The sequence below is a fragment of the Chloracidobacterium thermophilum B genome (assembly GCF_000226295.1).
GTDB lineage: Bacteria > Acidobacteriota > Blastocatellia > Chloracidobacteriales > Chloracidobacteriaceae > Chloracidobacterium > Chloracidobacterium thermophilum.
In genome coordinates this window covers 123114-136987 of record NC_016025.1, presented here as the reverse complement: position 1 = coordinate 136987, position 13874 = coordinate 123114, and the positions used below count along the sequence as shown (strand labels likewise).

The following is a 13874-nucleotide window of genomic DNA, read 5'->3' as shown; positions in this document are numbered from 1 at the left end:
AGCGAGTAGCGATCAACCACTCGCCACTCGCCATTCGCCACTCGCCACTCGCCTCTGAACCACTCGCCACTCGCCACTCGCCTCTGAACCACTCGCCACTCGCCACTCGCTTCCTTATTGAGGACAACTATGGGTTCTAGTGGATAGGGTTTTTACTACCCTATGCCCACAGTGACTACAGTCCTGTGTGGTGTACTGCGGCGGTACGCTGACGACTGCCTTGTCCCACACCTTGCCGTAGTCGTCCAGCCACGCAGTGAATTGAGACCAGCCAGCATCATGAATGGATTTGGCAAGATGATGATTTTTGACCAGGTTCTTCACCTGCAAGTCTTCATACGTCACGACATCGTGAGATGTCACCACGCACCGTGCCTGCTTAATTGCCCAGTCTTTACGCTGGCGTTGGACTTTCAGATGCACTTTGCCTAGTCGCTTTCTTTGCTTGTGGTAGTTCTTGGATTGGGATTTTGCCCCCTTCTTGAACTTCCGACTTAATCTGCGCTGGTGTTGCTTTAACCTCCTTTCACTACGCCTCAAAAACTTAGGACACTCTACAGGGTTGCCGTTCTGGTCGGTGTAGAAAGCCTTCAAGCCCAAGTCAATGCCAATCACATTGCCTGTGTATGCTCCCTGCTCTTTGCGCTCCACATCCAGGCAGAACTGAGCATAGTACCCATCTGCCCTGCGTATCACCCGCACCCGATTGATTTTGGAGTTTAGGATATGGTGTCTTTGCCTCACCATTGCAGTACAGAGCAAAAGCACCAGCATTGAAGCCATCCGTGAAGGTGATAGACATTCCATCTCCTGACAGCTTCCAGCCAGATACCTTGTATTCCACAGAACGGCAATGCTTCTTGAACTTGGGATACCCTTTCCTGACCGCCTTGTTTCTGCAGTTGGTATAGAACCGGGAAATGGAAGCCCAAGCCCGCTCTGCACTTGCCTGCCTTGCCGCTGAGTTTAACTTCCTGACAAAGTCAAACTCTTTGGCCAGGCCTTTGCAGTGGGCATAGAGAACAGCTTTGTTGACGCTCTTGTTGTCCATCCAGTACCGCACACATTTGTTTCTGACAAACTGTGCGGTACGGATGGCTTCATCCAGAGCCTGATACTGCTCTGCTGTCCCGTTGAGTAGCTTGGCTTCCATGACTCTCATACTGCTATTTTATCACAGGTTTGGCTTGATAAAACAGCGTGCGCCTTATATCCCTGCCCTAAAGTGCAGGGCTTTACGGCGTTTTTTCGGTAAACTTCCTGGCGAGTATGACGACTGGCTGATTTGCATGATTTCATCCCAGACGCGGCATTATCTTGCAGGATTTGATGAAGTGGTTCGGGAAGGTGATGAAGATTTTGAACAAAGTGGCTTGAAGGTAGCGAGTGTCATCCGGGCAGGGCGCCTGGCTGTTGTGTCGGGCGACCTGCTTCTTGGTGCAATTGGTGAAATTTCACGGGAGCGTTTGGAGCGTGTAAGACAGAGTATAGCGAAGTGGTTATTAACAATGCAAAATGGCGGCTGAGAGCTTATCCGAACAACCCAGTGGCACGGAGAGGGATCAAGCCACAATCGAAGTGAAGAAAGGCCAGTGTTGCTCAGGCTTCTTCTTTCAGGCCCGGCCGGAAAGTAGCCGAGTTGCGCCGGAAGTGCGGTGGTCACCCATCATCTGTCAGCGCGCCTCGTACTGCCGTGCAGCAGGCACGTGCCACCCCGGCAGCCGCATCCCCCGCCCTTCCGGGCTGCGCTCAATCGGCCGCCCTCCGCATCAGCTTCTTCAGCCCTTTCCCGGCATACCGATCAACCTCGTGGATTGGCAGCGCCGCTTCAGTGAAGAATGATGTTGGCCACGGGGATTCGAATTCGCTAACGTGTCCTGACAGACAGTGACAACTCCCTTCACCACAGCCGGCGTGCATTTCTTCGGCATGACGCGCCGGCTTGACAAGACATGACTGACGTTCGACTGGCCTGGATTGATTACGTCCTGATGGCGATTTACTTCGCCTTCGTCATTGGCATTGGTGTGGCGCTCAAGCGTTTCATGCGTTCGAGTACCGACTACTTTCTGTCAGGCCGCGCCATTCCGGCCTGGGTCGCCGGACTGGCGTTCATTTCCGCCAATCTGGGTGCGCAGGAAGTCATCGGCATGGGCGCTTCCGGCGCGAAGTACGGCATTGCCACGAGCCACTTCTACTGGATCGGGGCTATTCCGGCGATGGTCTTTGTGGGTGTTTTCATGATGCCGTTTTACTACGGCTCGCGGGCCCGCTCCGTGCCGGAATACCTCAAGCTGCGCTTCGATGAAAAAACCCGCGCCCTGAATGCCATTTCCTTCGCCGTGATGACGGTGTTTTCTTCCGGCGTGTCACTGTATGCCATGGGCAAGCTGTTCCGGCTGCTGCTCGGCTGGGATGAAGATGCCAGCATGCTCGTCGCCGCTGGCATCGTGCTGGCCTACATCTTCCTGGGTGGGTTGACGAGCGCCATCTACAACGAAGTCCTGCAGTTTTTCCTCATCGTCTTTGGTTTTCTGCCGCTGGTGCTGCTCGGGCTGAAAGACGTTGGCGGCTGGGAGGGGCTTCAGGCGCGCCTTATGACGCACTCCGTGACGCAGGGCTATGCACCGACAGCCTACACGCAGTCCTGGGCGTTTATGGGAGACGCCACGCGCAATCCGGTTGGCGTCGAGTGGTTCGGGCTGGCGATGGGGCTTGGCTTTGTGCTGTCGTTTGGCTACTGGTGCACGGATTTTCTCGTCGTGCAGCGCGCCATGGCGGCCGACTCCATGACGGCGGCCCGCCGGACACCGCTCATTGCCGCCATTCCCAAGATGCTGTTTCCCTTTCTGGTCATCCTGCCGGGGATGATTGCCCTGACCGTCGAGCCGCGCCGGGAAGCGACGTCAGCGGCGGCGGTGGCCCGCGTCGGCATCATCCCGGCCAAGACAACTGATGCTGGCGAAGTGCTCCGCGACACCAACGCGCGCCCGGTCATTGACTATGATCTGGCCACGCCGGCCATGCTGGCGCACTACCTGCCGGCCGGACTGCTCGGCCTGGGACTGACGGCGTTGCTGGCGTCGTTTATGTCTGGCATGGCGGGCAATGTCACGGCGTTCAACACGGTGTGGACGTACGACATCTATCAGAGCTATTTCAAACGCGATGCCAGCGATGCGCATTACCTCTGGATGGGCCGCGCCGCCACCGTCGGCGGAATTGCACTCTCGGTAGCGACGGCCTACGTGGCTGCGGCCTTCAACAACATCATGGATGTGCTCCAGCTTGTGTTTGCCTTTGTCAATGCGCCGCTGTTTGCGACGTTCCTGCTGGGGATGTTCTGGAAACGCGCCACGGGACACGGCGCATTCTGGGGTCTGGTGGCGGGCACGCTGGCAGCCGCGTTTCATCACGGGATTTCCCTGCCCGAAGGAGCTACCGTCGGCGTCAAGGGGGGCTTTTTCGGCGTCCTTCTGTCGCCCTACCGCAGCGAACTGGCCCAGACCTTCTGGACGGCCATCATCGCGTGGACGGTGTGCTTCATCGTCACCATTGCCGTGAGCCTGGCTACGAAACCGCGTCCCGATGAAGAACTTACCGGACTGGTCTATGCCCTGACGCCCAAGCCGACGGAAGAGGCGTCCTTCTGGCAGCGCCCCGGAACGTTGGCCGTCGTCGTCCTCAGCGGTACGCTTTTGCTCAACCTGATTTTCTTCTAGCCATCCTCTTCCGGAAGGAGCCTTGTGTATGAGCGGCGGTATCGGACTCGACGTGCGCCTGCCCATTGGAGTCATGTTCGTGCTGATGGGTCTGACACTCGTCCTCTACGGCTGGATGACCAATGGCGTCCCCGGCTTCTACGACAAATCGCTGGGCATCAACATCAACCTCTGGTGGGGGCTGGTGATGACCATCTTTGGCGGCGCGATGCTTGCGCCGGCACTGCTCAAGGGACGATGACCGAGACTTCCACCATACCACCGGAACCCACCATGACGCGGCAGGTCATCATCAAGCCTGATGGCCGGCGGCTCATCTTCTATACCTTTGCGCAGCCGACCGAAACGGCGGATGCCGCGCGGCGGCCAGACGAAATGACACCCAATGTCGGAGCTTCGCTGGAACCCTCTGCTGGGTGAGTGGACCATTACCGCCACGCACCGGCAGGAGCGCACGTTTCTGCCGCCGGCAAACTACTGTCCGCTGTGCCCGACCCAACCGGGCGCTTTTGAAACCGAAATTCCGGCTCCGGCCTTCGACATCGTGGTTTTCGAGAACCGCTTTCCGAGCCTGCAGGCTGTACCACCACTGCCAGCCGTTGAAGGCAGCGCGCTCTATCCGGTACGGCCGGCGCAGGGCGTCTGCGAGGTTGTGGTCTATACCGACCGCCACACGACGACGCTGGCCGAAGAAAGCGTCGAGCGCATCCGGCGGCTCATTCTCGTCTGGTGTGACCGCTTTGCCGAACTCGGCGCGCGGGAAGAGGTGGCTTACGTCTATATCTTTGAAAACAAGGGCGAAGCCATCGGCGTCACGCTCCACCATCCGCACGGGCAGATTTACGCCTATCCGTTCATCCCGCCGCGTGTTGCCCGCCAACTGGCGCAGTCCCGGCAGCACTGGGCGCGCACCGGGCGCGACCTGCTGGGCGACATCCTGGTGGCAGAGCAGGACGATGGGCGGCGCATCGTCTGCGAAAATGAAGCGTTCGTCGTGTTTGTTCCCTTTTTTGCGCGCTATCCGTATGAAACGCTGGTTGTGCCCAAACGGCAGGTCACAGCCATTGTGGACTTCAATGCGCACGAACGTCAGCTTCTGGCAGAAATCCTCAAGGCCCTGCTCGTTGGCTATGACCGGCTCTTTGGGTTTTCCCTGCCGTACATCATGGCGCTCCACCAGCGGCCGACCGACGGGCAGGACTATCCCTACGTCCGCTTTTACATCGAGTTTCTGCCGCCGCACCGGACGGCCGCCAAGCTCAAGTATCTGGCCGGGAGTGAAAGTGGTGCCGGGGCCTTCATCAACGACACCATTCCCGAAGAAACTGCGCCACGGCTGCGCGCCTGCTGTCTGGAGAGGTAAGTGGAGACCGTTTATCTGGGCCGAACGACCCGGTGGGCATGCCGCAGGATGGCTTCCATGTGGCTGACGTAGTCTTCCAGCGCCGCGCGGCCAGTGGCCGTCAGCCGATACCTCGTGTGGGGCATCCGTCCCCGAAAGCCCTTTTCACAGTGCAGATAGCCAGCTTCTTCCAGCCGCCGCAGGTGGACGCTCAGATTGCCGTCCGTCGTGGAGAGCAGTCGCCGCAGCTCCGTAAAGGACAGGTATTCGACTCCGGCCAGCGCGCACAGGATACCCAGCCGCAGGGGTTCGTGAATGAGCTTGTCCACGCCCTCGCAAACCACCTTGGCCGCCGAGACGACGGCTTTTGGCGGGGCGGGCAGAGGTTCTGGTTTGTTGGCTTTCCGTTTAGCCGCCATACTTTCGCGCAATGACAAGTCCGAAGCCGACGTGGAGTGCACCAAACCCAAAGGCCATCGCCCAGTGCGTCAGGGGCAACGGGAGAAACAGCGTGACGCTTCCCAGAAGCAAAAACGCCAGGCCCAGCAACGGCACGACACGGACAGAAAAAGCCCCGGCTGCCGTGACGCCGGTGCCATAGAGCAGCAGCCACGTGCCGGGCAGCAGGTCATACGCGCCGTGCCTGACCAGCACCACTGAGAGCAGGCTGCCCACCACCAGTGGCGGGACAAAAGCAAAGAAAAAGCGGCGCGCCGCCGCCGAAGCCAGCGAGTGATCCTGCCGACGCGCCTTGCGCCACATCGTCGTTGCGCCAATGGTCAGCGCCAGGACGGCTTCCCCAATCCACACCAGCAGCCAGCGCCAGAGCGTCGGTTGAAGCGCCGCCAGAACTACGGCCACACCAGCCGTCAACCCGACGGCCACCATGCCCCAGCCGGGCACAGCCGTAAACAGCGTAGCCCGCTCCATGGTGTCACGGATGAAGCGCAGGTTCGCTTCAGCACGCTCATGGAGCGTCACGGTCGGATTGCCGTTTCGCAGCGGCGTGGCAGCCATGTTCACATGCGTTCCAGGCTTCAGCGCCCGGTAAACACCGGCGGTCGTTTTTCGATAAACGCGGTGACGCCTTCCCGGAAATCGTGTGTTGTCGCGCAGGCCGCCTGGTGGTCGCGTTCATGGTTCAACTGCGTGGCAAAGTCAGCATTCTTGCTGCTACGCAGGAGGGCTTTTGTCCGGGCGATGGCCTGGGTCGGAGCAGCAGCAAACTGTTGGGCGCATAACTGAACCGTGTTGGCAAACTCGGCATCAGCGACCGTCTGATGTACCAAACCGATGGTTTTGGCCTCTCCGGCCGGAACCGTCCGCCCGGTCAACATCAAATCCGTGGCGCAGGCCCAACCGACAATGCGCGGCAGGAGAAACGTCCCACCACCGTCGGGAACAAGTCCAATCCTGATGAACGCCTGGGAAAAGCTGGCGCTCATGGCGGCAATCCGGTAGTCGGCGGCCAGCGTCAGGCTCATGCCCAACCCATGCGCCGGGCCGTTGATGGCGGCAATCACCGGCTGCGGCAGGTTGTACAAAGCCAGCACCATGCCGTTGACGCGCTCAATCATGGCGGTGACAGCTTCCGCAGCCGTTTCCGGGGCTGCCGCCAGCATGCCACGGATGTCGCCACCCGATGAAAAGGCCCGGCCAGCGCCTGTCACCACCACAGCCCGGACATCCGTTTGCCCGGCAAGCCCGGTAAACACCTCGGTCAGCTCACCGATCATGGTCTGGTTCATGGCGTTGAGTGTGTCCGGACGGTTGAGCGTCACCCGCGCAATGGCGTTCTGCGTCTCCACGAGGATGGTTTCGTAGGCCATGCCTGAGTCTCCCTTGGTTATGAAAGTTGCGTTTGGCCTACATAGCCCAACCGACTATAAAAACACAACCAAAGGCGCATCCCATGCGCCTTACAACCCCAGTGGGTTCTCAGGGAAATGTCACCAACCTTGCCTTGCCAGCCACGCCGGCTGACTGTCGTCCTGCTCGACGCCGGACAGTTCCTGTCGCGTACCACTGTCATCTTCGAGGACAGCCGACTTTGGATTTCGGTCGGCACAACCTCGGAATGCGACATCCTCGTGACCGAACCGGACTTTCCCCAGCTTGCCTTTCAGATCAACTGGCATCCGGCCCGCGAACCGCTGTTGTACGTCCACCCGGCTGTCGTCTGGCTTGACGGTCAATGCCGGCAGGCAACGCTGACCGAATCCATTTTTCCCCTGGGTGCCCATACCGCCGTCCGTCTGCATGGCACGCGGACGGTCTTTCTGGTACTGCGTACCGATGGCACTGACGTTGACGGGCAGGACTGGGACGGGCAGGACTGGGCTTCAGCCGTCAGATGGCTCTTTGCCGACCCGGCTGCTGACCGGTTTCAAGCGGCAGGCAGAGACAACACGGCAACCGGCCAGACGCTTCACCCATAATCAGGGCATCCAGCAGACCACCACTTCAGGAGCAACATCCGGGATGAAACGCATTGTCCGCCAGCTTATCCGACGAACAGGGTTTGACATTGTGCGCTACCGAAGCGCCCCTCCCGAGGCCGCCGGTCCGGCCGAAGTCAAACCTGTTTTCCCACCGGATTTTGACCCCGAAGCGATTGACATCATCCAGACCGTCCAGCCTTACACCATGACCAGCATCGAGCGCATCTTCGCGTTGATTCAGGCGGTCAGATACATCGTCCAAGCCAATATCCCCGGCGATATTGTCGAGTGTGGCGTCTGGCGGGGGGCAGCATGATGGCCGTTGCACATACGCTCCGGCGTCTCAGCCAAGACAAGACGAACCTCTATCTCTTCGACACGTATGAGGGCATGACGAAACCGGATACCACCGACGTGGACTATGCCGGTCAACCCGCCTTGGTCGAGTTTGAGGCCACGAAAAGAGGTGACGACAGTTCTTCCTGGTGCTATGCCCCACTCGAAGAGGTTCGCCAGAACATGGCCAGCACCGGCTATGACATGAGCCGGGTCAAATTCATCAAGGGCAAAGTCGAAGAGACACTTCCCGGTTCAGCGCCAGACCGGATTTCGCTGCTGAGACTCGACACCGACTGGTACGAGTCCACCAGACACGAACTGACCCACCTTTTCCCAGGCTGTCCACAGGCGGTTTCCTGATTGTTGATGACTACGGGTACTGGCAAGGCCACAGAAAGGCCATAGATGAGTACCTGGCAGAACATGGCTTCCACCTGCTGCTCAACCGGATTGATTTCACGGGACGAATCGCCGTCAAGTGTATTCCCGGCTGAGGTCAGGGTTCGGCCAGAGGGCGACGGATTCAGCCAGTCGTCATCCGGCGGGAGAAGCATCAGATTTCCTGGGGCGAAGCGCCTCGGCCAGCGCCTGGAATTGGTCGCGTGGCAGCATCGTCAGGGTATTGAACGACTGCCCCATCAGCCATTCGCCGCCGTCTATGGTGACACATTCCCCGTTGATGTAGCTGGCGGCATCGCTGATGAGATAGGCTGCCAAGTTGGCCAGTTCGGGCGGCTCGCCGAAGCGACCCGTTGGGTTGCGGCGTTTCCCTTCCTCTTCCATCCCCGGCAGCATCAACCGCGACCAGGCCCCCTCGGTCGGAAATGGCCCCGGTGCAATGGCATTGAGCCGAATCCGATAGCGCCCCCATTCCACTGCCAGTGAGCGCGTCATTGCCAGGACACCGGCCTTGGCGCACACCGAGGGCACAACGTAAGCCGCACCGGTCCAGGCGTAGGTGGCCACGATGTTGAGAATGCAGCCTCCCTTCCCCTGGGCAATCATGTGCTTCCCTACCGCCGACGTGCAGTGAAACGTGCCGTTGAGCACAATCCCCACCACGGCGTTGAAGGCATTGGGCGACAAGGTCTCGGTCAGCGCCAGAAAGTTCCCGGCGGCATTGTTGACCAGCACATCGAGCGTGCCAAAGCGTGCAACGATCTCATCCACAGCGCTACTGACACGGGCAGCATCCCGAACATCAGCGCAAACTGCCATAGCTTCTCGACCTTGGGCTTCAATCTGTTGCACGACTTCGGCCAGCGGTTCAGGCCGTCTTCCCAGCACGGCAACCCGGGCCCCCAGTTCGGCAAAACGCAGCGCCATGACGCGCCCCAGCCCCGTGCCGCCGCCGGTGATGAGAATGTTTTTCCCAGCAAGCAATGTGGTTTCAAACATAACCCGTGACTTTCACGAACAGGAAAGGAACAGCCTCTGGAGATTGGGGCAGGCGGTAAGCCCACCTGCCCCGTCAGTCATCTGCCAACCGATGACCGCCGCTGGTCAGAGCTTGATGCAGACCGATTTCGTTTCGGTGTAGGCGTTGAGCACAGCGTGGCCCATTTCACGCCCCCAACCCGACTGCTTGTAACCGCCGAAGGGCAGCGCAGCATCAAAAACGTTGTAGCAGTTGATCCACACCGTGCCGGCCTTGATTTCGGCTGCCAGAGCGTGGGCCTTGCTGATGTCGCGCGTCCAGATGCCGGCCCCAAGCCCATAGACCGTGTTGTTGGCGCGGGCACTGACTTCCCGAATGTCCGAAAACTTCATCGCCGCCACAACGGGACCGAAGATTTCTTCCTGCACGACCTTCATATCGTCCCGCACGTCGGTGAGCACGGTAGGCGCGACGAAGTACCCCTTGTCGCCGATGCGATGTCCGCCGGCGACGGCTTTGGCGCCATCCTTTTCACCGGATTCGAGATAGCCCGTCACCCGCCGGAGCTGCGTCTCGGACACAAGCGGCCCCATCTGGGTTGCCGGATCGAAGCCCTCGCCGACGCGAATCCGCTTGGCAATTTCACTGACGCCGGACACGACATCGTCAAAGATGTCTTCCTCGACGAAAAGCCGCGAACCGGCCACACAGCACTGACCGTGGTTGAAGAAGATGGCGTTGGCTGCGCCTTCAATGGCAACCGACAGGTCGGCATCCTTGAAGACGATGTTGGGTGACTTGCCGCCGAGTTCGAGCGTGACCTTCTTGAGGTTGCCGGCTGCCGCCTGCACGATGAGCTTGCCGACTTCTGTCGAACCCGTAAAAGCCACCTTGTCCACGTCGGGATGCGCGGCTAGCGCCGCCCCGGCCGTTTCGCCGTACCCCGGCACAATGTTGACCACGCCCGGCGGGAAGCCGGCTTCCAGGATGAGTTCACCCAGCCGCAGCGCTGAAAGCGGCGTTTCCTCGGCCGGCTTGAGCACCACTGTACAGCCCGCCGCCAGCGCCGGGCCAAGTTTCCAGGCCGCCATCAGCAGCGGGAAGTTCCACGGAATGATCTGCCCGACAACCCCCACCGGCTCCCGCAGCGTGTAGGCCAGATAGTTGCCGCCCGGCACAGAGAGCGGAATCGTCTCGCCTTCGATCTTGGTGGCCCAACCGGCCATGTAGCGGAACAAATCCACGGCCAGCGGCACATCCGCTGCCCGCGACACCGTCAGGGGCTTTCCATTGTCAAGCGTTTCGAGCTGGGCAAACTCTTCCAGATGCTGCTCAACCAGGTCGGCCAGCTTCCAGATGAGCCGTCCCCGCTCGGAGGGTGTCATTTTGCGCCACGGGCCTTCCTCAAAGGCGCGCCGCGCTGCTTTGACGGCCAGATCAATGTCCTCGGCATTGCCTTCGGCGACATGGGCAATCACTTCTCCGTTCGCCGGGTTATAGACTTTGAACACTTGACCGCGTTTGGCCTCAACCCACTGACCGTCAATCAGCAGGTGATGCGTTTTCTCGACAAAGGATTTGACTTCAGGCGCAACTTCGTACGTCGCGGTAGTCGGTGCACTCATACGCGAAACTCCTTGATCGTAAGCGTGGGGGAAAGTTTGAAGGCTGGGACCCGACAGGGTGAGTAAACTTACACTTTCCGGGGAAAAATGCAAAACCTTTTGAGTGCATTCCGCTGACGCAACATGACGCACAGCGTCGCAAGAACGCAGCGCGTCATGTCAGCCGGCTTACCTTATGGTGCAGGAACAAGGGCTAAATGACGGTGGTGACGATTTCCTGGATGCTCCGCTGAAGGTCGCGGTCATCCGTAATGGGGTTGACGATGGCTACGGTGCAGGCACTGACGGGCGAAATACCGCCCCGGATGAGTTGTGCGGCATAGACGAGCAGGCGTGTGGACACGCCTTCTTCAAGGCCATGCCCGCGCAGGTTGCGCACTTTCTGCCCAATCGTCACCAGATCGCGCGCCGTGGATTCATCCACCTGCCCCTCGTGCGCCACAATCGCCACTTCAATGTCAAACGGCGGGTAGTCAAACTCGATGGCGACGAAACGCTGCCGGGTGGATTGTTTCAGGTCCTTGAGCACACTCTGGTAGCCCGGATTGTAGGAAATGACGAACTGAAACTCATCCGGGGCTTCAAGGACGACGCGGCGTTTTTCAACCGGAAGGATACGCCGGTCATCGGTGAGCGGGTGAATGAGCACCAGCGTGTCCTTGCGGGCTTCGACGACTTCATCCAGGTAGCACATGGCACCATGCTTGACGGCCAGCGTCAGGGGGCCGTCGTGCCAGACGGTTTCTTCCCCCTCCAGCAGATAACGGCCCACCAGATCGGTCGCGGACAGGTCTTCATGACAGGCCACCGTCACCAGCGGACGTTTGAACCGCCAGGCCATGTGCTCGACAAACCGGGTTTTGCCGCACCCGGTCGGGCCCTTCAGCATGACGGGCAGCTTGGCCTGATAGGCAGCCGTAAACAGTTCGATCTCGTTGCCGACCGGCAGGTAGTAAGGCTCTTTTTCAAGGATGTACTTCTCGATGGCGCGTTCGGTGAGCATGCGTTCCTCGAAGAACTTTCTCGCGGCACTGGGCAGTGACCCCGGCAGGACTGGGGAAACGCAGTTTTTCACAGCCGCTTGGGCAACGTCCACCAACGACTGTAGGCCATTGGCAGCTTGACAATCCCGGTGTCATCAGGCATCCGTCGCGCCGGTCATTCTGTTCACATCAGGTCTGCCAATGATGCCTTTTTCCGTTCGTACGTTTCGTGTCCGGTCATTACCCCTTCGACCGGCAGGTTTTCCGTCGCAGCTTCTGCTCTGGTTTTTTCTGCTCGGCTGGACGCCGCTGCTGGCCGTGGCGCAGCCGACGGTGGACTACCGCATCACCATCAGCGCGCCCGGCGACGACGAAGCGCGCATCGAAATGACGATTCACAACCTTGACGGGCGCGAAACCCTGGATGTCGCCCTTCCGGCCTGGACGCCGGGTTCCTACGAAATTCTCAACCACGCCAAACATCTCTTCGAGTTGACGGCCCAGGGCCCTGATGGGCAACCGCTGCTGCTGCGGCGACGGGACAAACAGACCTGGCGCGTCCGATGTGCCGGACAGTCCACGGTCATCCTGCGGTATGGACTGCTGTGCGACCGCCAGAGCGTGGATTCCAACTGGCTTGGCCCGGATTACGGGCAGCTTGCCGGCGCGGCAACGTTGCTCTACGTCCCGGATGGACGACACTGGCCCGCAACGCTTACCTTCCACCTTCCCCAGGGCTGGCAGGCGGCTCTGCCGCTACCCCGCCGCGCTGACCAGAGTTACACGGCTGAAAGCTATGACGCACTCATTGACGCCCCAATTGCGGTTGGCAGGTTGACGCGCCTGGACATTTCGGTACGGAACAAACCCATTGCCATTGTCACGACGCGCCCGCCCAAAGACCCGGCCGGGTTGCAGAAGGCTGTGACAACCATCATTGAAACCTACGCCGACCTGATGGGCGGCCTGCCCTTCGAGCAGTACATGTTCCAGTACCTGCCCTTCGCCGACGAAGACGACGAGCGGCTGGAAGGCCTCGAACACGCCAACGGAACCCTTATCAACTACGCGCCGGAAGACCTGCTCGACCAGCCCCAGACGAAGAACTGGCTGGTAGTGACGGCGCATGAGTTCTTCCATGCGTGGAACGTCAAACGTCTCAGGCCACGGGAGTTTGCCGACTACACACTTGACCGCGAGCTGTACACGCCGCAGTTGTGGTTTGCCGAGGGTGTCACGGAATACTATGCCTGGCGCGGGCTGCGGCGGGCCGGACTGATTTCCGCGGCCGATTTCGATGAAGCCATCCGCAGCACCCTGACCTATCTGGCCAACAACCCGGCCGCCGGGCAGGTCAGTCTGGCCGAAGCGTCCATCGGCACGTGGCTGACCGGCACGAGCAGCTTCGAGGACATCCCGCTCGATTACTACCGCAAGGGTTTTATCGTCGGGCTGCTGCTCGACATTGAAATCCGCACCCGTACGTCAAATGCACGCGGTCTCGACGACCTCATGCGGCAGCTTATGCGGGATTTTCCGCCCGAAAGCCAGGGCTACCGGCACGAGGACATCATAGCCACGGCCAGCAAGTTGGCTGGGACAGACCTGGAAAGCTGGTTCCGGCGCTACGTGGAAGGAACGGACGAGCTGCCGCTGGAGACGGCCCTGAACCACATGGGCATGGCCATGCTGGCCGAACCCATGACGGAACTCGATTTCGGCTTCGAGTTGGAAGCCACACCGGCCGGACTGGAAATCGTCGAGATTGATCCCGATTCGCCGGCCGGGGAATCTGACCTTGAAGAAGGTGACCTGCTGCGCACCGTGGCCGGCAAACCTGTCCGCAGTGAAGCCGATTTTGCGGCGGTGCTGTCCACCCTTCAGCCGCAGAAAGCGGTCAAGCTGACGGTCCTCCGGGAAAAACGCCCCCTGACCGTCACTCTGACCCCGGAGGTTATCACCACGCTCGATGTGGCCGTCGGCCCCCTGCCCAACCCAACTCCGGCCCAGAAGGCGCTGCGGGTGGCATTGCGTGGCGAGTGAA

At 60.1% G+C, this 13874-nt stretch carries 15 protein-coding genes and 1 pseudogene; 8 read left to right on the top strand and 8 right to left on the bottom strand.

The features are described 5' to 3' along the window. Window positions 1-114: 114 nt before the first annotated feature. On the bottom strand, window positions 115-696 hold the full coding sequence (locus CABTHER_RS17925) for an RNA-guided endonuclease InsQ/TnpB family protein (RefSeq protein ID WP_455423211.1): 582 nt from the start codon (window positions 694-696) through the stop codon (window positions 115-117). Beyond that, window positions 602-1162, bottom strand: a complete 561-nt coding sequence (locus tag CABTHER_RS17920; RefSeq protein ID WP_455423210.1) for a hypothetical protein — start codon at window positions 1160-1162, stop codon at window positions 602-604. Before CABTHER_RS17920 ends, CABTHER_RS17925 begins: the two co-directional genes overlap by 95 nt. Between CABTHER_RS17920 and CABTHER_RS16725 the strand changes: the two genes are divergently transcribed. The 5 genes from CABTHER_RS16725 to galT all read left to right on the top strand — a co-directional run bounded on the left by CABTHER_RS16725 (window position 1152) and on the right by galT (window position 5085). Beyond that, complete coding sequence (locus tag CABTHER_RS16725; RefSeq protein ID WP_014100852.1) at window positions 1152-1526, top strand: type II toxin-antitoxin system PemK/MazF family toxin; 375 nt, start codon at window positions 1152-1154, stop codon at window positions 1524-1526. The two genes, CABTHER_RS17920 and CABTHER_RS16725, sit on opposite strands and share 11 nt — an antisense overlap. Before the next feature lie 426 nt (window positions 1527-1952). Next, window positions 1953-3722 (top strand): sodium:solute symporter family protein, encoded by a 1770-nt coding sequence (locus CABTHER_RS11660; protein WP_014100851.1) that lies wholly within the window; start codon window positions 1953-1955, stop codon window positions 3720-3722. 28 nt (window positions 3723-3750) lie between these two features. Continuing rightward, window positions 3751-3963, top strand: a complete 213-nt coding sequence (locus CABTHER_RS11655; RefSeq protein WP_014100850.1) for a hypothetical protein — start codon at window positions 3751-3753, stop codon at window positions 3961-3963. Beyond that, entirely contained in the window at window positions 3960-4142 is a 183-nt protein-coding gene (locus tag CABTHER_RS11650; protein ID WP_014100849.1) for a hypothetical protein, read from the top strand. The genes CABTHER_RS11655 and CABTHER_RS11650 overlap by 4 nt, the downstream gene beginning before the upstream one ends. Next, window positions 4108-5085 (top strand): galactose-1-phosphate uridylyltransferase, encoded by a 978-nt coding sequence (gene galT / locus CABTHER_RS11645; RefSeq protein WP_014100848.1) that lies wholly within the window; start codon window positions 4108-4110, stop codon window positions 5083-5085. Before CABTHER_RS11650 ends, galT begins: the two co-directional genes overlap by 35 nt. An 11-nt stretch (window positions 5086-5096) precedes the next feature. On the opposite strand, the gene CABTHER_RS11640 is transcribed toward galT, so the two are convergent. Genes CABTHER_RS11640 through CABTHER_RS11630 form a run of 3 tightly spaced genes read right to left on the bottom strand, consistent with a single transcriptional unit; the run spans window position 5097 to window position 6893 of the window. Next, complete coding sequence (locus tag CABTHER_RS11640) at window positions 5097-5483, bottom strand: winged helix-turn-helix domain-containing protein (protein WP_014100847.1); 387 nt, start codon at window positions 5481-5483, stop codon at window positions 5097-5099. Next, the gene (locus tag CABTHER_RS11635) at window positions 5473-6081 is read right to left on the bottom strand and encodes a hypothetical protein (RefSeq protein ID WP_014100846.1); all 609 of its coding nucleotides are present in this window, start codon (window positions 6079-6081) and stop codon (window positions 5473-5475) included. Before CABTHER_RS11635 ends, CABTHER_RS11640 begins: the two co-directional genes overlap by 11 nt. 20 nt (window positions 6082-6101) lie before the next feature. Further along, complete coding sequence (locus CABTHER_RS11630) at window positions 6102-6893, bottom strand: enoyl-CoA hydratase/isomerase family protein (RefSeq protein ID WP_014100845.1); 792 nt, start codon at window positions 6891-6893, stop codon at window positions 6102-6104. A 129-nt stretch (window positions 6894-7022) separates the two neighbouring features. On the opposite strand from CABTHER_RS11630, the gene CABTHER_RS11625 reads away from it, so the two are divergent. Both CABTHER_RS11625 and CABTHER_RS17815 read left to right on the top strand, forming a co-directional pair. Next, window positions 7023-7502 carry a hypothetical protein gene (locus tag CABTHER_RS11625; protein WP_041569948.1) on the top strand — a complete coding sequence of 160 codons (480 nt, stop codon included), beginning with the start codon at window positions 7023-7025 and terminating at the stop codon, window positions 7500-7502. A gap of 43 nt (window positions 7503-7545) precedes the next feature. After that, window positions 7546-8338: pseudogene (locus tag CABTHER_RS17815) on the top strand (TylF/MycF/NovP-related O-methyltransferase). 40 nt (window positions 8339-8378) lie between these two features. Here the strand turns inward: CABTHER_RS17815 and CABTHER_RS11615 are convergent. The 3 genes from CABTHER_RS11615 to CABTHER_RS11605 form a co-directional block, all read right to left on the bottom strand. Continuing rightward, window positions 8379-9242, bottom strand: a complete 864-nt coding sequence (locus tag CABTHER_RS11615) for an SDR family oxidoreductase (protein WP_014100843.1) — start codon at window positions 9240-9242, stop codon at window positions 8379-8381. 105 nt (window positions 9243-9347) lie between these two features. Further along, window positions 9348-10847 (bottom strand): aldehyde dehydrogenase family protein, encoded by a 1500-nt coding sequence (locus CABTHER_RS11610; RefSeq protein ID WP_014100842.1) that lies wholly within the window; start codon window positions 10845-10847, stop codon window positions 9348-9350. A gap of 193 nt (window positions 10848-11040) precedes the next feature. Continuing rightward, window positions 11041-11850, bottom strand: a complete 810-nt coding sequence (locus CABTHER_RS11605) for a CbbQ/NirQ/NorQ/GpvN family protein (protein WP_014100841.1) — start codon at window positions 11848-11850, stop codon at window positions 11041-11043. Window positions 11851-12034: 184 nt separating this feature from the next. On the opposite strand from CABTHER_RS11605, the gene CABTHER_RS11600 reads away from it, so the two are divergent. Then, entirely contained in the window at window positions 12035-13873 is a 1839-nt protein-coding gene (locus CABTHER_RS11600; protein ID WP_228374103.1) for a M61 family metallopeptidase, read from the top strand. Window position 13874 lies beyond the last annotated feature (1 nt).